Origin of the sequence: Bradyrhizobium sp. Tv2a-2 (genome assembly GCF_000472425.1) — a bacterium.
In the GTDB taxonomy this organism is placed as follows: Bacteria; Pseudomonadota; Alphaproteobacteria; order Rhizobiales; family Xanthobacteraceae; genus Bradyrhizobium.
Map to the genome: position 1 here is coordinate 1 of NZ_AXAI01000018.1, position 19,137 is coordinate 19,137.

Here is a 19,137-nt window from a genome sequence, read left to right on the forward strand (position 1 = left end):
GGTCCTCAACGTCCTGGTCGGCCCGCCATCGCGCAAGCCATTTGTAGCCCGTATCGGGATGGATATTAAATCGCCGGCAGAGCTCCCGCCGATTCGCTTTTTCCTGCATCGCAAGTCGAACGAACTCCCGCCGCTGATCCATAACCGACACCTCTCGCCAGGGCATGGACTTGGCCTCCCACACTGCCAAATCCGTGCACTATGATGTGTCGGCTATGTCCCCGAACACCCGTCGGTCATGTCCCCGGGCTGAACACTTGACCGGACGATCCGGTATTTCAGAGGGCCTTGATTAAACCGCCCCGAACACGCGCTTGAAGATGGTATCGACGTGCTTCAAGTGATAGCCGAGATCGAACTGCTCCTCGATCTCCCTGTCGCTCAGATAGCGCTTCACGTCGGCGTCCTTCTTGAGCAGCGTCATGAAGTCGCCTTCGCCGCGCCAGACCGGCATGGCGTTGCGCTGGACCAGCTTGTAGGCCTCCTCACGGCTTGCGCCTTTCTGCGTCAGCACGAGCAACAGCCGCTGTGAGTGGACGAGGCCGCCGAGCCGGTCGAGATTCTTCTGCATGTTCTCGGGATAGATCAGAAGCTTGTCGATCAGGCCGGCCAGCCGATTGAGCGCAAAGTCGAGGGTGACAGTCGCATCGGGCCCGATCATGCGTTCGACGGAGGAGTGCGAGATGTCGCGCTCGTGCCAGAGCACGACGTCCTCGAGCGCCGGCGTCACATAGGCGCGCACCATGCGGGCAAGGCCGGTGAGATTTTCCGACAGCACGGGGTTGCGCTTGTGCGGCATGGCCGAGGAGCCTTTCTGGCCCTCGGAGAAGAACTCCTCCGCCTCCAGCACCTCGGTGCGCTGCAAATGACGGATTTCGGTGGCGAGCCGCTCGACCGACGAGGCAATCACGCCAAGGGTGGCAAAATACATCGCGTGGCGGTCGCGCGGGATCACCTGGGTCGAGACCGGCTCGGGCGAAAGTCCCATGGCCTTCGCCACATGCTCTTCGACCCGCGGGTCGATCTGGGCGAAAGTGCCGACCGCACCTGAGATGGCGCAGGTCGCGACCTCTTTCCGCGCGGCGACGAGGCGGGCGCGCGCGCGGTCGAATTCGGCATAGGCATAGGCGAGCTTCAGCCCGAAGGTCACGGGCTCGGCATGGATGCCGTGGGAGCGGCCGATAGTCGGCGTCATCTTGTGCTCGAAGGCGCGCTTCTTCAGCGCCGCGAGCACGCGGTCGATGTCGGCGATCAGGATGTCGGCGGCGCGGATGAGCTGGACGTTGAGGCAGGTATCGAGTACGTCGGAGGAGGTCATGCCCTGATGCACGAAGCGCGCCTCGGGGCCGACGATCTCGGCGAGGTGGGTCAGGAAGGCGATGACGTCATGCTTGGTCTCGCGCTCGATCTCGTCGATGCGCGCGACGTCGAAGGTCACGTTGCGTGCCTTGTCCCAAACGGTCTTGGCGGCTTCCTTGGGGATGACGCCGATCTCGGCCAGCGCGTCCGCCGCATGCGCCTCGATCTCGAACCAGATCGAAAAGCGCGTCTGCGCCTCCCAGATCGAGGCCATTTCCGGGCGGGTATAGCGGGGGATCATGAGATAGCTCCGAGGCAGTGGGGCGGGGATCGCAGGCGGATGCCCGGCCAAATGTTTTTACGCCGCGCTTTAGCAGATCGCTTTTGCGGAAACCACTGATATGGGATTGGGAAGGTGGAAAACTACCCTGTTTTGAGGGCTTAACGGGTCGCTCACGGCCCGGTCAGCCCGCACTCTGCGGCCAGCCGCACCAGCTGGGCGTCCGTTTTCAGGCCGGTCTTGGCCTTGATCATGTAGTGGTAGTTCTGAACCGTCTTCAGGCTGAGATTGAGCCTTAGGGCGATCTCCTCCTGGGTTGCGCCGGCCGCCAGCTGGCGGAGGACCTCGATCTCGCGCTCGGCCAACTGGTCGAGCGCCGACCCTGATGGCGCGAGGCTCTCCAGCGCCAGGACCTGGGCGATGTCGTCGCTCATGGCCCGCTCGCCGCGGGCGACGCTGCGGATCGCCTTGACCAGCACTGCGGGCTCGCTGCTCTTGGTGACGTAGCCGCCGGCACCGGCACCGAAGGCGGCCTTCACCAGCGGCGCCTCGCTGTGCATGCTGAAGACGAGGATACGCGCGCGTCCATCGCGGGCGCGGATGTTCCTGATCGCCTCCAGCCCGCTGGCGCCGGGCATCGAGATGTCCATCACCACGATGTCAGGGACGTGGGTCTTGAACGCGCCATAGGCGCTCACCGCGTCGTCGGCCTCGGCGACCACCTGGAAGTCGCGCTGATTTTCCAGAACGCGCCGGTAACCCTGGCGCACGATTGGATGGTCGTCGACCAGCAGGATGGAGATGCCCTTGGTCGATGCGGAAGTCATCCGTCAGGCGGCCAGCGGAATGGTGGCATCGACGCTCAGGCCGCGCGTCGCGCGCGCGATCGAGAGCGATCCGCCCAGCGCCGTCAGGCGTTCGCGCAAGCCGGTGAGCCCAAAGCCGGAGGCCCTGGCGATGCTGATGGCGTCGCCCCCGCCGTCATCCTCGACCCGGATCAGGAGCGCATTTTCCGCCCCGCTGCGCCGCTCGATCCGGAGCAGGATTTCGCGTGCTGTGGTGTGACGGAGCGCGTTTGTCAGGCATTCCTGTGCGACGCGATAGGCCGTTGTCGCCACTGCGCCGCTGATATCGGCGAGGTCGCCCTTGAGGTCGAGCTGGATCACCGGGCGTGCCTCATGCTGTGAGCGCCAGCTGTCGACCAGGTTGATCAGGCTCGCTTCCAGCCCGAGCTCCTCGGCTGCCGGATGGCGCAGCCGGTTGAGGGTGCCGCGCAGGCAGGCCATGATCGCGAGCGCGGCTTTCGAGATCATCCGCGCATCCTGCGCAATCGCGCCGTCCTTGGCCTCAGTGCTGGTCGCCTCGATCGCATTGGCGAAAGCGAGAATGGCGGTGAGGTTCTGGCCGAACTCGTCATGCAGCTCGCGCGCAAGCGTGCGCCGCTCGTCGTCCCGGATTTCGAGCAGGCGGCGCGTGAGAGCTGCGCGTTCCTCCATGGCCTGCGCCAGCCGCTCGCCAAGATCGCCGACGGCCTGGCCGATCATGGCAAGCTCCATGGAGCGGAAGCGGGGCAGGGAGGTGCGATATTGGCCATGCGCCATGCGCTTGAGCGCGGCGACGATCGACTGCGCCGGCGCCAGCGTATGCGCGATCGCGAGCGAGGCCAGGATTGCGATCGCTGCCGCCATCAGTAGCGCAACCCCGATATTGTCGAGGATATGCTGCCAGGCGAGCCGGATTGCTGCATCGGGATCGGGAGTGGCCGACACCGTCCCGGCCGTGACGGCGCGCGCGCTGATCGGCCTTGCCACCGCGGCATGGGTGCCGAGGAGCAGCTGGACGGCGCTGGCGAACCAGGCCGGCGGCGCGGCCCCCAGCCCCTTGTCCTGGCCGCACAGCGGCTTCTCGAACGCGGTGGCGGGCTCGAAGCGGACGCAGATGCCGGGCGAGATCAGCTTCATGGTTTCGATGGTGCGCCATTCCGGCACCGGGAGCAGCTGCTCGCGCGTCCTGCTGCTGCGCAGCAATAGCTCGTGCCAGTACAACCCCTGCAGGGCTTGCGAGACGCGCTCGGCGGAGGCCTCAGTTGCACGGTCGACGCTGCGATAGGCCTCGACGGTGGCCCAGACGGTGGCGGCTGCAAGACACAGCACCACGACCACGAGCAGGCGGGCGACGAGTTGCAGGACCAGACGCATGCGCTTCCCCCACAATTTGATGGAGCAAGGCTAACAACAGCGCCGATCCCTGCCAATTGCAAGCGCGAGCCTCCGCACAAATTGGGAAAATTTCCCAGTCGTTTGAGGGCATCCGTCTTTGGACCGCGCGCCGCGGTTTTGGTCTAACAGGCCTGCCCGCAAAAAGACGGCCAATCGGGAGCGACAGCGGCATGAGTTCCGAACAAGGCGTGGCGATCGCGGCATCTGACAGGCGCACGCCGGAACGCGGCGCGCTACTGTTGTGGATGATCTTCACCGGTCTCTCGGTGTTCGCAGCGGTGCTGCTGTGGCGCTATGGTCTGTTGCATCTGATGCTGACGTCGGACCGCACGTATATTTCGAGCGTCATCGCGGTCCTCTACGTCGTCACCTGCATCCACTGCTTTCTTCGCACCCGCGCCATCGCTCGCGAGGGAGCGGTGGAACAACGCTGCCGCACGATCCTGGCATCGCCCGAGGGCGTCAGGGCGCTGGAGGCCGATGCGAGGTCGCTGCCGAAAGGGCTGGTCTCGGACCACATCCAGAGCCTGATCGAAAAGGCCAAGGCGCAGGCCAAAGGCCGCATCGACCAGACGCTGCTGTTGCGTTCGCTCGCCGACCGCCTGCGCGGCTCCAACGGTTTCGGTGCCTTTGCCTCCGACACGCTGATGAAGCTCGGGCTGCTCGGCACCATCATCGGCTTCATCATCATGCTGGCGCCGATCGCAACGCTCGATGCGGCAGACAAGGTGGCGATGAAATCGTCCATGGGGCTGATGAGCGACGGCATGGCGGTTGCGATGTACACGACGCTTGCGGGCCTGGTCGGCTCGATCCTGGTGAAAATCCAGTACTACATGCTCGATGCCGCAACCCAGCGGGTGTTTTCGGACGCGGTGACGCTGACCGAGACGCATGTGACGCCAGTGCTGGAACGCCGCAATGATGGATGATTTCGGCCTCTACCCGCGCGAGGACGCCTTCGATCCGCTCGGCGTCATGCTATTCAAGGCGCTGCAGGTCGTCGCCTTCCTGTTCTTCCTGGCGCTGCTTGCAGTCTCGCCGGAGTCCAAGGACGGCAAGATCGATTCCAAGGCCGAGTTCATCATCACCATGGACTGGCCGGACAATCACCCGGATGACCTCGACCTGTTCGTGCAGGACCCCGCCGGCAATATCGCCTGGTACCGGCATCGCGAGGCGGGCTTCCTCACCCTCGACCGCGACGACCGCGGCGGCGTCAATGACTTCATCACGGTCAATGGCCGGAAGATCCCGTCGCCCATCCGCGAGGAGATCGTCACGGTGCGCGGCATGCTGGCCGGTGAGTACACCGTCAACGTCTCGCACTTCCAGGCGACGACCGGCCAGCCCGTGCCGGTGAACGTAAAGGTGCAGAAGCTCAATCCCACGGCGCAGGTCGTCTTCGATGACAAGCTGATGCTCGACCACACCGGCGAGGAGAAGACGGCCGTGCGATTTACCGTCGATGCCGAAGGCAAGGTAACTGACGTCGAGCAGCGGCAGAAGTCGCTGCTCGAAACATTCCGCAGCGCATGGCGGAATGGCGCAGATATCGATCCGAAGACGGGTGTCAGGATGAGGACGCCGTGAGCAGCCTGCAATCCGACATCTTGATGCTCTCCGTCGCCTATGCGCTGATCGGCGCGCTGCTCTTGGTTGTCATTGTCTATGCGCGGCTGCCCTGGCAGTTCAAGGCGGTCGCGGTGATCGTGACCAGTGCTTTCTACATCGCGAGCTTCCTCGGCATGCGCGGGCTGCTCGGCTGGGCCAGTGTCGATCATCTGCCCGCAAGCTTCAAATTGCTGCAGGCGCGCATTGTCGAGCCGCATTCGCTCGAGGGCGATCCGGGCGCGATCTATCTCTGGGTCGAGGCGCTGGACGAGGGCAACCGTCCGAGCGGCGTGCCGCGCGCCTATCGCATTCCCTATAGCGACGGACTGGCCGACAAGACCGACAAGGCGCAGAGCGAGATTGCGGCGGGCCGCGCGCAAGGCGGCCGCGCAGCCGATTTTGGCAGCGGCGAGGGCGGGATGCTCGACGCCGTGCGTGCCTACATCACCCCGAACACCATTATCGAGACCTCGGGCGGTGATCCCTCGAGCGGCGGCGGGCTGACCGCGGTGCCGCAGGCCGGTGATGACGTGACCTTCACGCCGCTGTTGCCGCCGCGCATGCCGCCGAAGGACGTGATGGAGCAGCAGGACACGGGGCGGTAAGCGACTTTGGCTTCTTCCGGTTGACGACGAGCCCGTCGGCTCGCCGTTCGGTGACTCCCAAAAAAATCGTACGCGTCAGATCAAAACGCGAGAAACAGCTTGATTGCGATCACATTGATGATGTCGACGAAAAAGGCCGAGACCAGCGGCAAGATGATAAAGGCGTTTGGTGACGGGCCGTAATGCTCGGTCACGGCGGTCATGCTCGCAATCGCGGTCGGCGTCGCTCCGAGCGTGAGGCCGGTGAAGCCGGCACTGAGGACGGCGGCCTGGTAATCGCGGCCGAGCAGCGGGAACAGCACCATGACGATGAAGGCGACAGCGACGATCGCCTGCACCGCGACCACGATCAGCAAGGGGCCGGCGATTTCGGCCAGGGTCCAGAGCTGCATGCTCATCAAGGATATCGCGAGGAACGCGGAGAGCGCATAGTCGGAAATCAGCGTCAATGACGGCTTGCGCGCGGGCCAGGGCAGTTTTGGAAAGATCAAGGGTATCGTGTTGGACAGTACGATGCCCATGATGAGGCAGGGCACGAAGAGCGGCAGCTTCACACCAAGCTCGGTGATCGGCTTGTGCGCCAAATATCCAAGGATCACGGCGATATTGACCATGAGCAGCGCGTACATCAAGCTCGACTTGTCGATCGTCGTGGCGTCCGCCTGGGGAGCCGCTGCCTCAGCGTGATCAGCTGCAACCTTGGGGGCGAGCTTTCGCCGCTCGATCAGATATTTCGCGACCGGTCCGCCGAGCAGGCTCGCCACGATCAAGCCCAGCGTCGCCACTGCCGCGCCGGTTTCGACCGCCGCCGGAAATCCATGCTCGGCCGCAATCGCGGGCGCCCAGGCGATCGTCGTGCCATGCCCGCCGACGAGCGCTATCGAGCCCATGATGACGCCCGCCGCCGACGGTAGCCCGAACAGCGAAGCGCCGAGCGTTCCGACCACGTTCTGCAGGAAGACGAAAATCGTTGTCAGTACGCACAGCACGATCAGCGCTCTTCCGCCGGCGAGCAGATCCGACAGGCGGGCGTTGATACCGACCGCCGCGAAAAAGATGACCAGCAACCTGTCACGGGCGATCATCTCGAAGCCGATGGCCTGGCCGGTCGCGGCATAGAAAACCCACAGCGCAACCGCCGCGAGAAATCCGCCGGTGACCGGCTCCGGGATGTTGTAATTGCGCAGAAACGCGACGTTCCGCGTTACGATCACGCCGACGAAATAGACAAGCAGACCGAGGGTAAGCGTCAGGAAATCCGGTACTTCAAACGAATTTGCGGCTGGTGTCATGATGTCTCGCTGCAGTCGAGCGGGCTTTGGTCGAGGGCACCTGAAAGCTTATTTCATCAGCGGGCTCGCCGGTAGAGGCAATGCGGCGAGAGCACTTCGGCCACAGACATATCTATCGCTGTTTGATCAACGGGCAACTATGCTGCGCTGGTGCGAGACCTGACAATGTGCCGCCACCAGGCACCGTCGTATTCCGTTCGCGAGAAAGAATCGTCTCATGAAACGCATCCGCATCATCCATAAGACGGAGTACTTTTACAAACAGCCCGTTATTTTCGGCCCCCATCGCGCGATGATGCGGCCCCGCGAGGGGCACGATGCTCACATCGCCAGAGCGCGCGTTCATGTCGAACCGAAGGCTGAAGTGATTTGGCTGCGCGATGCCAACGACAATTCCATCGCTGTTCTGACCTTCGAAGAAAGTTCCGACAAGCTAAGCCTTGAAAGCGAAGTGGACGTCGATCTCTACTACGATGCTCTCAACGAGTGGCCTATCTCACCGGATGCCATTTCTTTCCCATTCCAATATCCTCCGGAGGAACACATCGATCTGATGGCGTATCGCCTGCCGAGCTATCCCTATGATGGGCCGATACTCCACAAATGGTTGCGGGATCTTTATCGGCCTGGTCAAGTCATCGAGACCATCGACCTCCTGAGCAGTCTGAACACCCACATCTATCGCTCGTTCGAATACGAATCCCGTGATGCGTATGGCGTTCAGTTGCCGCAGGAGACACTCGCGCGCGGCAGTGGGACGTGCCGTGACTTCGCGGTGTTTATGATGGAAGCCGCCCGATATTGGGGATTCGGCGCGCGATTTGTCACCGGCTATATCCAGATGGCCGAGGGGCAGCACGGCGCTACCCACGCGTGGACGGAGATTTACATTCCCGGTGCAGGATGGCGCGGCTTCGATCCCACAAACAACAAGCTGGTCAGCAGCGAGCATATCCCCGTCGGCGTGTCGCGCGAGCAGGAGAAGGCTTCGCCGCTGTCCGGCTCATGGGAGGGACCGGCAGACGCCTTCGACCGGATGACCGTCTCCGTACAGGTTGTGGAAGCACCCTGATGGAATGTACGCGCGCCTGTTCGATCGGCGTCATGTCGTTGAATTTTGTTGACGTCAATCACCATGGACCACCAGGCTCGCCAACGTGATCTCTCCATCGGTAATGTAGTGGTTGATGCGTTCGGAGGGCAGACCTTGCCCGGCTTGATACACTTGCTCCGCTTCGATGGATCGGTTTTTCCTCAACTCAGCGATGATATAGTCGCGCTCTTCATTCGTGTCCGAATCCGTAGCATGGGTGATCTGAAACGAAAGGCGCGTCAGGGATAAGCCGGTGTCCCTGGTGCCAGCCCCTACCCATAACGCGCGTTCACTGTCCGACGGGCGTTCGTTGTTCAGCCAGAAGTCGGCGGCTCCCCAGGTGTCCCGCGCACGCCTTTGGCTCAAAGCCCAGAATCGTATGTGATGGCGCTTTCGCGGACTATTGTCGATTGCCTTCTGAAAGCCGATGTCTTGGCCACGTCCAAAGAGATAGAGGGTGCTAAACGGCGCGGTGGGGTATGGAGAGTTGAATACGAAGGCTCGGATCATGCCCCACGAGCTGGCTAGACTGAGCCGGTCTGCCTCTGACCACCCGAGCGAAGCAAAGACCACGCGAAGCTGCCGGAGCGTGCCTACGAGTGCGATGTTCACAGGGTCTCCGGGCAATCCGTCGCCGGTAATTGTATAACTAGGCACACGTTTGCGTTGGAGAGTCTTCAGGCCCACGCGAATGGCGCGCGGCAGAATGATATACGCGGCAATTCCATAGGTGACGCCTACGGCCAGGATCCAAGGTAGCCTACGGTCCGCGGTTTCAAAGACGACAAAGACGATCAACCAGACACAAAAGATTCCCAATCCGAAAATCAGCAAGCGTTGCAAAAGCCGTATGAGCAATCTCATGATCTTGGCACCATGAAGCAGGCAACAATGATCAATCTTTCCTCAAGCGATTGATGACTGCTCGTTCTACACCGCACAAGTCGGAAGGCTCTGGCAAATCGATCTTCCGCGCAAATGCAGACGGCCCCGGAATGCGGGCGGCATTCCGGGGCCGTGCTCGCCTGACCGTGGGGTCACTGGCCCGGCGGGCAGAACAGCATAGCCATTTAGGCCCGCGTTGAAGCGGATCTAAAGGATTATATCATTCGATATAGAGCTTGAACGCCTTACGGCCCCGAGCGATGGGGGCGCGTCGGGGCCGCTTTCCGCCGGTAGAGGGGGGCATGCTGGTGCGCAAGTCCGGCGGGCAAGGAAAATATATTCGAGAACCCCGCCGAATACGATCTGCCAATACTGACGCATACTTTTGGGGGTAGAGCCTGATATCACCGCTTAAGCGCCGCAAGGATGCAGCCTAGCCCAATCCCAACGAGCTTCCAGCGCGAAACTTGAATGGTCACGTCTTGCCCGTGCTCATGGTCGAAGATCTTCAGAAGCCCGTAACCCGAATGATAAACCATTCTTTGTTCGGGGCCGTCGTACATCTCTGCCCAGCGGCTGTTTGGCCGGAAATGCAAGATATCTGGCTTGTCCTGATACAACGTAACCCAATCCACCATGGCTCAAGCTCTGCAACATGACCAAGCAAAAGGACCAGGCTTGTCTTGTCCCCGGCTCGTTGGATTTTACACAGGTTCCATTCCCGTTGTTCTGCGCATTCTAGGTAGAGGGGCCGGCCCTATAAGCGACCGACGGTTTGATAGCTCACGCCGAACAGGTGAGCTATCTCTGACTGGCTTTCGCCACTTTGTAGCCTGCGCTGGCTTCTTTGATCTGGAACGGGCTTAACGTCAGCTTCCTGCCGACACAGGCGCAAGGCGGTCGAGCTTGGTCTCGGTCACAGCGTCGCCCGGCCAGCAGCGCCCGCATCAGCTTGTTGAGCCGCCTGCCTCTGCGATTTTTGCAGAGGTTAAGAACTTCCTTTAGGTACTCAAAACCGTGAATGAAAGCTGAAGACTGCTTAGCCTCAAAATCAGACATAAGCGTGCGTTCGAGCGCACGCCTTGGTTGCGCTACGGGGGCATTCTGCTCGTTGGCTTGCCGCGATGGCTGGTCTGGGAGAGCGCTGGACATCGGGCTGTCCCGGAGGCGGGTTGTTTGACGCCCCTCAAACCGTTAGCCATATCCCGGCCCTAGCTTAAGGGCGGGAGGAATGCGTGCTGCTGGCTTTATTTTCCGACATCCATGCCAACCGGCAGGCCTTTTCCGCTTGCCTTGAGACCGCGCGGGCGCGTGGCGCCGAGCGCTTCATCTTCCTCGGCGATTTCGTCGGCTATGGCGGCGATCCCGAATGGACGGTGGAGACCGCTATCCGGCTGATCGCGGACGGGGCGGTGGCGGTGCGCGGCAATCACGATCAGGCGATCGGAACTCCCAGCGAAACCATGAATGCCGAGGCACAGGCCGCGATCGAATGGACGCGCGATCGCTTGAGCGCCGGACAGCGGCGGTTTCTCGCCGAGCTGCCGTTTGCCCTGGAAGAAGAGGACCGTCTCTACGTCCATTCCGAGGCCTCGCAGCCGGCGCGCTGGCGCTATGTGCAGGGGGCGCCGGATGCCGCACGCAGCATGATCGCGACAAAGGCCCATGTCACCTTCTGCGGCCATATTCACAAGCCTACGCTCTATTCGATGTCGGCGACGGCGAAGATGACGAGCTTCGTGCCTGTAATGGGCGTGCCGATCAACCTGCTGAGGGGCAGGCAATGGCTCGCGGTGCTCGGCTCGGTCGGCCAACCGCGCGATCGCAATCCGGCCGCCGCTTTCGCGCTCTATGACACTGCAACGCGCGAGATCACCTTTTGCCGCGTTCCCTATGATGTCGAGGCAGCGGCGCAACGCATTCGCGATGTCGGCTTGCCGCTGTGGCTGGCCGAACGGCTTTTCCAGGGGAGGTGAGGGATGCTCGCGACCGCGATCCAGCCGGGCCTCGTCATCGACGGCTTTACGATCGGCGAATGCGTGCATTCGGGCGGCATGGCGACGCTGTGGAACGTGACCCATCCCGACATTGCCGCGCCGCTTCTGATGAAGATCCCGCGGGTGTCGGAAGGCGAGGATCCGGCCGCGATCGTCTCCTTCGAGATGGAGCAGATGATCCTGCCGCGGCTGAAGGGGGTACATGTGCCGGCGTTTTTCGGAGCCGGCGATTTTGCCCGCCAAGCCTATGTCGTGATCGACGTCATCCCTGGGCGGACGCTCTATCGCCGCCTGCCCGACCTGCCGCTGCCTTACGAGGAGGCGCGCGTCCTCGGTGTCAAGATTGCCTCCGCGCTCGCCGAGCTGCACCGGCAGAACGTCATCCATCACGACGTCAAGCCGTCGAGCATCATGTTTCGCGACAGCGGCGAGGCCGTGCTGATCGATTATGGCCTGTCGTTTCACAACCAGTTGCCTGACCTGTTGCAGGAGGAGTTTCGCGTGCCCTATGGCACCGCGCCCTATATGGCGCCGGAGCGGCTGGTCGGCGTGCGCGACGATCCGCGCAGCGACCTGTTTGCGCTCGGCGTCCTGCTCTATTTCTTCACGACCGGAGTGCGCCCGTTCGGCGAGACCGAGACCTTGAGCGGGATGCGGCGGCGGTTGTGGCGCGATCCGCATCCGCCGCGCAAATTGCGCCCGGATTATCCGCTCTGGCTGCAGGAGATGGTGCTGCGCTGTCTGGAGATCGAGCCCATGCACCGTTATCCGACGGCCTCGCAGCTCGCCTTCGATCTCGCCCATCCCGACCAGGTCAAGCTCACCGCGCGCGCCGAGCGTATCAGGCGCGATTCCTGGCTCACCGTGTGGCGACGCCGGCTCAACGCGAGCCAGCTGCGGCTGGAGCGCAAGGTCGATGTCGCGGCACAGCTTGCCGCAAGCCCGATCGTCGCGGTTGCGATCGACACCGTCGAGGGCACGGACCAGCTGAACGACGCGCTGCGTCTCACCGCGGCGCGGATTCTCTCCACCCTGCCGTCGGCCCGGCTCGCCTGCATCAACGTCCTAAAGCTCGGGCGCATCACCATCGACCGCACGCTCGACGAGCAGGGCCACAACAAGCATGTCGACCGCCTGGTCGCGCTGAAACACTGGGCGACACCGCTCAGGCTCGACGAGAGCAGGCTTACGGTCCACGTGCTTGAGGCGATCGACCCGGCCGCGGCTATCCTCGACTTCGCCCGCGCCAATCACGTCGACCACATCATCATCGGTGCGCACGGCGGCTCGTTCGTGCGCTCGCTGCTCGGCAACGTCTCGGCCAAGGTCGCCTCCGAAGCGCCATGCACGGTGACCGTGGTGCGGCCACGCGCGGTAGCTGAGGGTGCGGCGGCAGAAGAGGGGAATCGGCAAGCGGGCGCGGCGGCGAATTAGGCCGGAACTCGAGGCGCGCCCGCGACTTGATCCCTTGGAGATCGAGGAGTTGCCGATGGCCGAGCAACGACGTTTCAGCGGATCGCATCCTGCCCTGATCGCGGGCGTGCTGGCGTTCGCTTGCGCGGTGATCCTGATATTGCTCATCCACGATCGCTGGAGCCGACCGGACGTGAAGCCAGCCGAGGTTGCGAGCACGACGACGACGGGGCAGGCTGCGCATTCGGCCGGTGCCAAGGTGCTGCCGACCGACCCGAAACTTAGCGTCGAGCCGACACCCGCGGCGCCAAAGCCGGTGCAGCCGGCCAATCCGGAGTAGAGGGGCGCAACGGTTCTAAATCGCCTCGCCGCGCGCGGCGGCGGCTTTGAGGCGGATGGCGTCCATATTGGCCCTGTAGGCCTCCTGCGTGCCGCCCTTGAACACGGCCGAGCCCGCGACGAAGGCGTTCGCCCCGGCAGCCGCAAGCTCGCCTGCGACATTGGGGCCGACGCCGCCATCGACCTCGATGTCGATCTCGCGGCCTACCGTCATGGCGCGCAGGTCGCGGATCTTGCCGAGTGCGGAGGGGATGAAGGCCTGGCCGCCAAAGCCCGGATTGACCGACATGATCAGCACCAGGTCGACCATGTCGAGCACATATTCGATCGCGCTTAGCGGCGTCGACGGGTTGAGCGACACGCCGGCTTTCTTGCCGAGCGCGCGGATCGCCTGCAGCGAGCGGTGCAAATGCGGGCCGGCTTCGGCATGGACGGTGATGTGGTCGCAGCCCGCCTTCGCGAAGGCTTCGAGATAGGGATCGCAGGGCGCGATCATCAGATGCGCGTCGAAGATCTTTTCGGTGTGCGGACGCAGCGCCTTGATGACGTCGGGGCCGTAGGAGATGTTCGGCACGAAGTGACCGTCCATCACATCGAGATGGATCCAGTCGGCGCCGGCCGCATCGACTGCGCGAACCTCGTCGCCCAGCTTGGAGAAATCTGATGCCAGGATCGACGGTGCGATGACGAGGGGACGAGGCGTGAAGGACTGGGTCATGGCCGAACGAGCGTCTCGCAAGAACGATGCTGCTGCTCGCCTAACATGGCCGCCAGGCGGCGGCAACAAAGCCGGAAGAATCTTCCCCCAACCGGCAGCTCTTGCCGGACCTGCGCGGCCGTGCTGAGGGCCGAAGCCCTTGTTTTACAGGTGTTTCCGTCGCTGGCACGGTGCTTGCTCAGCTAGGGGCGACAATGGGTAAGGCCGCCCGATCGGGCGGCCGGATTAGGAGTTCCCTGATGTTGTTCGCTCTGAGCGCCGCCTCGGCCCTGCTGGATGGGCTGCAGTCGCTGACATCATCGTCGTCTTCGTCATCGACCTCATCGTCGGCCGGCCAGGGCGGGACACCGTTCGATCCGACGGCCGGCACGGCTGATGCGGGAAGCTCCGCGACCGCCGGTGGTCGCGGTGCGCAGATTTCATCGCAGACCATAAGCGCGCTGCTCGATGCCCAGGGACAGCCGGGTTCCGGCAATTCGACCGGTGCGTCCGGCAACGCCGACGGATCAAGCTCAGATCCCCTGATGCAGGCGCTCGACGCCTCGAGCTCCTCGTCGGTCACCAACAGCGACGGCTCGACCACGACGACCATCACTTACGCGGACGGCTCGACAGCGACCATGACCTCGCCCGCAGCGTCGACAAGTTCGCGTACAGGCTCGGCCGCCTCGAACTCCGCTATCTCGTCCTACAATCAAATCGAGCAGATGATCCAGCAGCAGGCTCAAGCGCTGTCGATGCAGGCCGGCGGCACGCTGTCGCTCGCGGCATAGGGCGAACGGCGAAGGGCTAGCCGAACCTGTCCTTCCACGCTGGCAACGCCCCGGCAAAGGGCAGGGCGGCCGCTTCATAGACGCCGCGGGCTATGGCGCGGGCCATCACATTGGCGGCGATCATGCCGAGCTCGGTGAGGCCAGCGAGTGGATCGATCGGCTTTTCTCCGGTCGCGGCGGCAAACACCACGTCGCCGTCGGTCGGGGCATGCACCGGATAGATCGCGCGCGCAAAGCCGGTCTGCGCGATCATCGCCAGGCGTTTCGCCTGCGGCTTGGTCAGCGCGGCATCGGTGACCAGCACCGCGATGGTGGTGTTCTCGCTCGCATTGACCGCCGCGCCGCCTTTCGCACGCAGTCTCAACATGTCCTGGCTAAAGCTCGCGGGGAAGCCGCGTCCGCCATATTCGTTGCCGATCTCAAACGGGGCCGCCCAGAACCACGGTCCGTCGCCGACGGTGACGCTGCCGACTGCGTTGACGGCTGCAATCGCGGCGACCTTCACGCCGCCCTGCGTGATGGCGGAGGCCGAGCCGAGCCCGCCCTTGAAATTCGCGGTGGTGGCTCCAAGGCCAGCACCGACGCTTCCCAGCGCGAAATCGCCTCCGGCATGGCTTGCGGCGGCATAGCCGAGATCGCGATAGGGCGAGAACCGGCCCCACGCCTTGTCGCCGCCGTTCAGGAGATCGAACAGGATCGCGCCGGGAACGATCGGGATCACCGCGCCGCGCACCACCAGGCCGCGACCCTGCTCGGCGAGCCAGGCCTGCACACCGCCGCCGGCATCGAGCCCGAAGGCCGAGCCGCCGGACAGCGCGAACGCATCGACCCGCTCGACCGTGTTGGCGAGATCGAGCAGCGCGCCCTCGCGCGTGCCGGGACCACCACCGCGGACGTCGATTGCGGCGACCGCGGGCTGGTCAAAGATGACCGCCGTAACCCCGGAGGCAAGCTCGTCGTCGTCGGCATGGCCGACGCGGACGCCTGCGATGTCGGTGAGGAGATTCTTCAAGGCGCGCGGCTCCCTGCGAGGTGGATCAAGCCAGGCCCGTTTTGCCATGCTCTCCCGGCGCGGCCAAGCGCGGGGTCAGGTGCGGGATGGTTCGTCGTCAGGCAGGAGCCGGTCGATGGTCGCCTTGAGCTTCTCCACGGATACCGGCTTCTCGAGCACCGTCCGCCTGCGGAATAAAGAGGGCAGATGCGCGGTGCCGTAGCCTGTGATGAAGAAGAAGGGCAGCCCGCGCTTTTCGATGACATCCGCGACCGGATCGATGCCATAGCCGCCGATATTGATGTCGAGGATGGCGAGGTCGAACACGCCAGTCATCGCGTTGACCCCGGCATCCGCGATGGTGCCCGCCTCAAGGACAACGCGATGCCCGAGCTCCTCGACCATGGCCGCCAGCGCCATGCGGATCAATGCCTCGTCCTCGACGAGGAGTATGGAACCCTGCCGCGTCACGCGGGCAATCTCTTCAAAACAACTCTCAGCGCAAAGTATGTCATTCGCTGCCCTCGGCGCATAGTCCGAAAGCTGACGCATCGCTCCATCTTCCATCAATTTACGCGCGTCTCTTCTCCACGCCGTGGCGTTTTGAGCAGGGAATGTTGCCACAGGGATCAAGTTTTCGGCAAAAGCCATCCAGCGTGTTCGGGTTCCATGGATCGACATCAAACCGCCAGGCAGCCTCTGGTGACACTCAGGTGATGAGTGCAAGACGAATCATCCGCGCCAGCTCCGGCTTGCGATAGGGTTTTGCGAGCAGGTGGACGCCGGGATCGAGCCGTCCGTGATGCATGATTGCATTCTCAGTGTAACCCGACGTGAACAGCGTCTTCAGGCCGGGTCGGCGTCGGAGCGCCTCGTCGGCCAGTTGCCGACCATTCATCGGGCCCGGCATGATCACGTCGGTGAACAGGAGATCGATCGCCGGATTGCCGTCGATGATGGCGAGCGCCTGGGGGGCATTAGCGGCCTCGAGCGTCACATAGCCGAGGCTCTTGAGCTGGGTGATCACATACTGGCGCACCATGGAGTCGTCCTCGACCACAAGCAGCGTCTCATGGCCGCCCTCGGGCGCGGGAGTGATCGCGGCCTCGAACCCGGTGTTCTCCAACCCGGTGGCGCGGGGCAGATAGAGCTTCACGCTGGTGCCGTGGCCGACCTCGCTATAGATCTTCAGATGGCCACCCGACTGTTTGACAAAGCCGAACACCATGGAGAGGCCAAGGCCAGTGCCCTTTCCGATCTCCTTGGTGGTGAAGAAGGGCTCGAACACCTTCTCCAGGTTTTCCGGTGTAATGCCCGCGCCGGTGTCGCTCACCGCGATCATGGTGTAGTTGCCGGCTGCAACCTCGCTGTGCATGCCGGCATAGGTTTCGTCGAGATAGACGTTGCGGGTCTCGAGCGTCAGCTTGCCCCCGGCGGGCATGGCGTCGCGCGCGTTCAGCGAAAGATTGATGACGGCGGTGGTGAGCTGGTTGGGGTCGACCATGGCGGGCCAAGTCTCGCCCGCAAGCTCGGACTGGATTTCGATATGCTCGCCGAGCGTGGGACGCAACAGCTTTGCCGCTTCCAGCACCAGGGCGTTGACGTCGATTTCACGCGGCTGCAGCGGTTGCTTGCGCGCAAACGCCAGCAGATGCCTGGTCAGCTGCGCGCCGCGCTCGGCGGCATCGTCGATCAGCCGGGCGATCGAGACGAGCTCGGGACGGTCGGTGACGGCCTCCTGCAGGATGCCGATGGTTCCGGTGATGACGGTGAGGATGTTGTTGAAGTCGTGGGCGACGCCGCCGGTCAGCTGGCCGACCGCGTCCATCTTCTGCGCGTGGCGAAGCTGCGCCTCGGCGGCGCGTTGCAGGGTGACATCGCGGCCGATGAAAAAATGGCGCCGCACCGGCGGCGACCAGGTTCCCATCCAGCTCAGCAGGACCTCGTGCCCTTCCTTGTGCACGTAACGGGCCTCGAAACCGCGCTTCTGCTGGCCGCGGCGCGCCGCCCGCATCTCGTCGCGGGTCGCGTCGAGATCGTCGGGATGGATGAACTCGACCGCGCTGTGGCCGATCATCTCCTCCGGCCGATACCCCAGGATCGTCGTCGCGCTCGGCGAGACCTGCACGAAGGTTCCGATCGGATCGGTGACCAGGATGAGGTCGTGCGAGGTTTCGAAAATGCGTTGCCGCTCCTCGATCTCCCGGCTGAGCTCGCTCTGCGTCCGCTTGCTTTCGGTGAGGTCACGGGCGATCTTCGAGGCGCCGATGATCTGGCCGGACACCGTGCGGAGCGGAGCGATGCTGAGCCTCACGTCGATCAGGCGGCCGCTCTTGTGCAGGCGCTGGGTCTCGTGGCTTTCGATGATGTCGCCGTGGCCGATACGCTCGAGAATGTCGTACATCTCGTCGCGCCGCTCAGGCGGCACGATGGTGCGGATGTGCTTGCCGACCACATCGGTTGCGGCATAGCCGAACAGCTGCTCGGCAGCGCGGTTCCAGGCTGTGATGGTGCCATCGAGTGACTTGGTGATGATGGCGTCGTTGGACGACTCCACCACTGCGCTGAACAGCCGCTCGCGCTCACCATAATAGTCGCGCTCGGATGCCGCCTGCCGCCGCAGGCTGCCGACCAGCCGAGTCATCTGCGCCTGCAGCGTGACATTCTCGAACAACAGCACCGCCAGCACGAAGGTCGCCGCGGCCAGCCCATAGAGGCGGCCGGCATAGAAGCCGAGATCGAAACGGGCGACGTTGACGATCGCCGACAGCGCGATGTCGAACAGCCAGGCGCACATCACGACCATCAGCCAGATGTCGAGCACCATGTGGTTCTTGCGGAAGAACAGCACGGCGAGCGCCAGAAGACTGAGGCACCACACGGTGGAGACGACGCCGATCATGATCGGCGTGTAGTGGCCATTCGCAAGCAGGATGGGCAGGACGTCATGCCGCACGGTGACCAGATAGGTGGTCGACAGCACCGCCGCGACCACCGCACCGATGCTCAGGAGGATCGCCTGTGACGGCGGGGCCGCAACCCGCGCGCCGCTGTCCCTGGTCAAAGCGTAGAACAGCACCAGCAGCGGAAATCCGCCGTGCCAGAACATGTAGATCCAGACCGTGGTCTGCGGCCCCGCGCCCAGAAGGCCTGTCGGGGCAAACAGGCCGGGAAAGGTCAGGGCATGGAGCAGCGCCATGGCCGCCGTGAACAAATAGCCGCTCGAGAGCATCAAGAGCGCACGGGAGCGCAGCACCGCAAATTGCGAGAACAGGAGCACCGCGGTGATGATATCGCTGGCCGCGAGCACCGACTGGTAGCTCGCGACAAAGGCCGGAACCGGCGTCAGCGGCCTCCCGGCATAGGGGACGGCAAACGCAAACAGGACCGCGGAAACTCCGACCACCCACAGCGCGGCCGTGCGATCGCTGCGCGCCGCCGGCAGTGTCGAGAGGAAAACGTGACGTTCCTGTAGTCCGCTGTGCATATCGTCTCCGGGGCAGCCGTATTTCAGACGCCCGTACGCGACAGGTCAGGACGCAACGAATGTACCTCCAACGGGGGATGTGGTAGAATCAACCTAAGGTTTCATACTAGCCAAGTTGGCAGGCATAAGTTG

Annotated in this window: 19 protein-coding genes; 8 read left to right on the top strand and 11 right to left on the bottom strand. The window is 63.5% G+C overall.

Annotated features, from left to right (window positions below; translation table 11 throughout):
- The 4 genes from A3AI_RS46535 to A3AI_RS0130530 form a co-directional block, all read right to left on the bottom strand.
- The coding region (locus A3AI_RS46535; RefSeq protein WP_156927678.1) for a helix-turn-helix domain-containing protein at positions 1-166 on the bottom strand (166 nt) is incomplete at its 3' end.
- A 126-nt stretch (positions 167-292) separates the two neighbouring features.
- Positions 293-1,600 (bottom strand): adenylosuccinate lyase, encoded by a 1,308-nt coding sequence (gene purB / locus A3AI_RS0130520; RefSeq protein WP_024519216.1) that lies wholly within the window; start codon positions 1,598-1,600, stop codon positions 293-295.
- 152 nt (positions 1,601-1,752) lie between these two features.
- Positions 1,753-2,406, bottom strand: coding sequence for a response regulator (locus A3AI_RS0130525; RefSeq protein ID WP_024519217.1), 654 nt, complete (start codon positions 2,404-2,406; stop codon positions 1,753-1,755).
- A 3-nt stretch (positions 2,407-2,409) separates the two neighbouring features.
- Positions 2,410-3,777 (bottom strand): histidine kinase, encoded by a 1,368-nt coding sequence (locus tag A3AI_RS0130530; RefSeq protein ID WP_024519218.1) that lies wholly within the window; start codon positions 3,775-3,777, stop codon positions 2,410-2,412.
- Between the two features lie 191 nt (positions 3,778-3,968).
- Here A3AI_RS0130530 and A3AI_RS0130535 point away from each other — a divergent pair, with 191 nt between their 5' ends.
- Genes A3AI_RS0130535 through A3AI_RS0130545 form a run of 3 tightly spaced genes read left to right on the top strand, consistent with a single transcriptional unit; the run spans position 3,969 to position 6,017 of the window.
- Positions 3,969-4,730: a MotA/TolQ/ExbB proton channel family protein gene (locus A3AI_RS0130535; protein ID WP_024519219.1), complete on the top strand. Its 762-nt coding sequence runs from the start codon at positions 3,969-3,971 to the stop codon at positions 4,728-4,730.
- Positions 4,720-5,391 carry a DUF2135 domain-containing protein gene (locus tag A3AI_RS0130540; protein ID WP_024519220.1) on the top strand — a complete coding sequence of 224 codons (672 nt, stop codon included), beginning with the start codon at positions 4,720-4,722 and terminating at the stop codon, positions 5,389-5,391. Before A3AI_RS0130535 ends, A3AI_RS0130540 begins: the two co-directional genes overlap by 11 nt.
- A complete protein-coding gene (locus A3AI_RS0130545; protein WP_024519221.1) occupies positions 5,388-6,017 on the top strand; it encodes a hypothetical protein in 630 nt (209 codons plus the stop codon). The genes A3AI_RS0130540 and A3AI_RS0130545 overlap by 4 nt, the downstream gene beginning before the upstream one ends.
- Positions 6,018-6,097: 80 nt before the next feature.
- Here A3AI_RS0130545 and gltS read toward each other — a convergent pair whose 3' ends face one another.
- Positions 6,098-7,309 (bottom strand): sodium/glutamate symporter, encoded by a 1,212-nt coding sequence (gene gltS, locus A3AI_RS0130550; protein WP_024519222.1) that lies wholly within the window; start codon positions 7,307-7,309, stop codon positions 6,098-6,100.
- Between the two features lie 217 nt (positions 7,310-7,526).
- Between gltS and A3AI_RS0130555 the strand changes: the two genes are divergently transcribed.
- Positions 7,527-8,381: a transglutaminase family protein gene (locus A3AI_RS0130555; protein WP_024519223.1), complete on the top strand. Its 855-nt coding sequence runs from the start codon at positions 7,527-7,529 to the stop codon at positions 8,379-8,381.
- A 54-nt stretch (positions 8,382-8,435) separates the two neighbouring features.
- Here the strand turns inward: A3AI_RS0130555 and A3AI_RS0130560 are convergent, their stop codons facing one another.
- Both A3AI_RS0130560 and A3AI_RS0130565 read right to left on the bottom strand, forming a co-directional pair.
- Positions 8,436-9,266: an LssY C-terminal domain-containing protein gene (locus A3AI_RS0130560; RefSeq protein WP_024519224.1), complete on the bottom strand. Its 831-nt coding sequence runs from the start codon at positions 9,264-9,266 to the stop codon at positions 8,436-8,438.
- Between the two features lie 425 nt (positions 9,267-9,691).
- Positions 9,692-9,925 (bottom strand): hypothetical protein, encoded by a 234-nt coding sequence (locus tag A3AI_RS0130565; RefSeq protein WP_024519225.1) that lies wholly within the window; start codon positions 9,923-9,925, stop codon positions 9,692-9,694.
- Between the two features lie 597 nt (positions 9,926-10,522).
- Here A3AI_RS0130565 and A3AI_RS0130575 point away from each other — a divergent pair.
- The 3 genes from A3AI_RS0130575 to A3AI_RS0130585 are packed head-to-tail and all read left to right on the top strand — an operon-like array spanning position 10,523 to position 13,037.
- The gene (locus A3AI_RS0130575; RefSeq protein WP_024519227.1) at positions 10,523-11,263 is read left to right on the top strand and encodes a metallophosphoesterase family protein; all 741 of its coding nucleotides are present in this window, start codon (positions 10,523-10,525) and stop codon (positions 11,261-11,263) included.
- Positions 11,264-11,266: 3 nt separating this feature from the next.
- On the top strand, positions 11,267-12,718 hold the full coding sequence (locus tag A3AI_RS0130580) for a serine/threonine protein kinase (protein WP_024519228.1): 1,452 nt from the start codon (positions 11,267-11,269) through the stop codon (positions 12,716-12,718).
- Positions 12,719-12,773: 55 nt separating this feature from the next.
- Positions 12,774-13,037: a hypothetical protein gene (locus tag A3AI_RS0130585; protein ID WP_024519229.1), complete on the top strand. Its 264-nt coding sequence runs from the start codon at positions 12,774-12,776 to the stop codon at positions 13,035-13,037.
- A gap of 15 nt (positions 13,038-13,052) precedes the next feature.
- Here A3AI_RS0130585 and rpe read toward each other — a convergent pair whose 3' ends face one another.
- Positions 13,053-13,754: a ribulose-phosphate 3-epimerase gene (gene rpe, locus A3AI_RS0130590; protein WP_024519230.1), complete on the bottom strand. Its 702-nt coding sequence runs from the start codon at positions 13,752-13,754 to the stop codon at positions 13,053-13,055.
- Between the two features lie 239 nt (positions 13,755-13,993).
- Here rpe and A3AI_RS45505 point away from each other — a divergent pair, with 239 nt between their 5' ends.
- On the top strand, positions 13,994-14,527 hold the full coding sequence (locus A3AI_RS45505; RefSeq protein WP_024519231.1) for a hypothetical protein: 534 nt from the start codon (positions 13,994-13,996) through the stop codon (positions 14,525-14,527).
- Between the two features lie 16 nt (positions 14,528-14,543).
- On the opposite strand, the gene A3AI_RS0130600 is transcribed toward A3AI_RS45505, so the two are convergent.
- From A3AI_RS0130600 to A3AI_RS0130610, 3 genes are all read right to left on the bottom strand, one after another.
- On the bottom strand, positions 14,544-15,539 hold the full coding sequence (locus A3AI_RS0130600) for a P1 family peptidase (RefSeq protein WP_024519232.1): 996 nt from the start codon (positions 15,537-15,539) through the stop codon (positions 14,544-14,546).
- Positions 15,540-15,614: 75 nt separating this feature from the next.
- Positions 15,615-16,169 carry a response regulator gene (locus tag A3AI_RS0130605; protein WP_502685778.1) on the bottom strand — a complete coding sequence of 185 codons (555 nt, stop codon included), beginning with the start codon at positions 16,167-16,169 and terminating at the stop codon, positions 15,615-15,617.
- Between the two features lie 58 nt (positions 16,170-16,227).
- Positions 16,228-19,005 (bottom strand): PAS domain S-box protein, encoded by a 2,778-nt coding sequence (locus tag A3AI_RS0130610; protein ID WP_024519234.1) that lies wholly within the window; start codon positions 19,003-19,005, stop codon positions 16,228-16,230.
- Positions 19,006-19,137: the final 132 nt, after the last annotated feature.

Excerpts from the sequence above, each read along its gene's own strand:
- purB (WP_024519216.1), bottom strand. The coding sequence starts at position 1,600 with ATGATCCCCCGCTATACCCGCCCGGAAATGGCCTCGATCTGGGAGGCG.
- A3AI_RS0130525 (WP_024519217.1), bottom strand. The coding sequence starts at position 2,406 with ATGACTTCCGCATCGACCAAGGGCATCTCCATCCTGCTGGTCGACGAC.
- A3AI_RS0130530 (WP_024519218.1), bottom strand. The coding sequence starts at position 3,777 with ATGCGTCTGGTCCTGCAACTCGTCGCCCGCCTGCTCGTGGTCGTGGTG.
- A3AI_RS0130535 (WP_024519219.1), top strand. The coding sequence starts at position 3,969 with ATGAGTTCCGAACAAGGCGTGGCGATCGCGGCATCTGACAGGCGCACG.
- A3AI_RS0130540 (WP_024519220.1), top strand. The coding sequence starts at position 4,720 with ATGATGGATGATTTCGGCCTCTACCCGCGCGAGGACGCCTTCGATCCG.
- gltS (WP_024519222.1), bottom strand. The coding sequence starts at position 7,309 with ATGACACCAGCCGCAAATTCGTTTGAAGTACCGGATTTCCTGACGCTT.
- A3AI_RS0130555 (WP_024519223.1), top strand. The coding sequence starts at position 7,527 with ATGAAACGCATCCGCATCATCCATAAGACGGAGTACTTTTACAAACAG.
- A3AI_RS0130560 (WP_024519224.1), bottom strand. The coding sequence starts at position 9,266 with ATGAGATTGCTCATACGGCTTTTGCAACGCTTGCTGATTTTCGGATTG.
- A3AI_RS0130565 (WP_024519225.1), bottom strand. The coding sequence starts at position 9,925 with ATGGTGGATTGGGTTACGTTGTATCAGGACAAGCCAGATATCTTGCAT.
- A3AI_RS0130580 (WP_024519228.1), top strand. The coding sequence starts at position 11,267 with ATGCTCGCGACCGCGATCCAGCCGGGCCTCGTCATCGACGGCTTTACG.
- A3AI_RS0130585 (WP_024519229.1), top strand. The coding sequence starts at position 12,774 with ATGGCCGAGCAACGACGTTTCAGCGGATCGCATCCTGCCCTGATCGCG.
- rpe (WP_024519230.1), bottom strand. The coding sequence starts at position 13,754 with ATGACCCAGTCCTTCACGCCTCGTCCCCTCGTCATCGCACCGTCGATC.
- A3AI_RS45505 (WP_024519231.1), top strand. The coding sequence starts at position 13,994 with ATGTTGTTCGCTCTGAGCGCCGCCTCGGCCCTGCTGGATGGGCTGCAG.
- A3AI_RS0130605 (WP_502685778.1), bottom strand. The coding sequence starts at position 16,169 with ATGGCTTTTGCCGAAAACTTGATCCCTGTGGCAACATTCCCTGCTCAA.
- A3AI_RS0130610 (WP_024519234.1), bottom strand. The coding sequence starts at position 19,005 with ATGCACAGCGGACTACAGGAACGTCACGTTTTCCTCTCGACACTGCCG.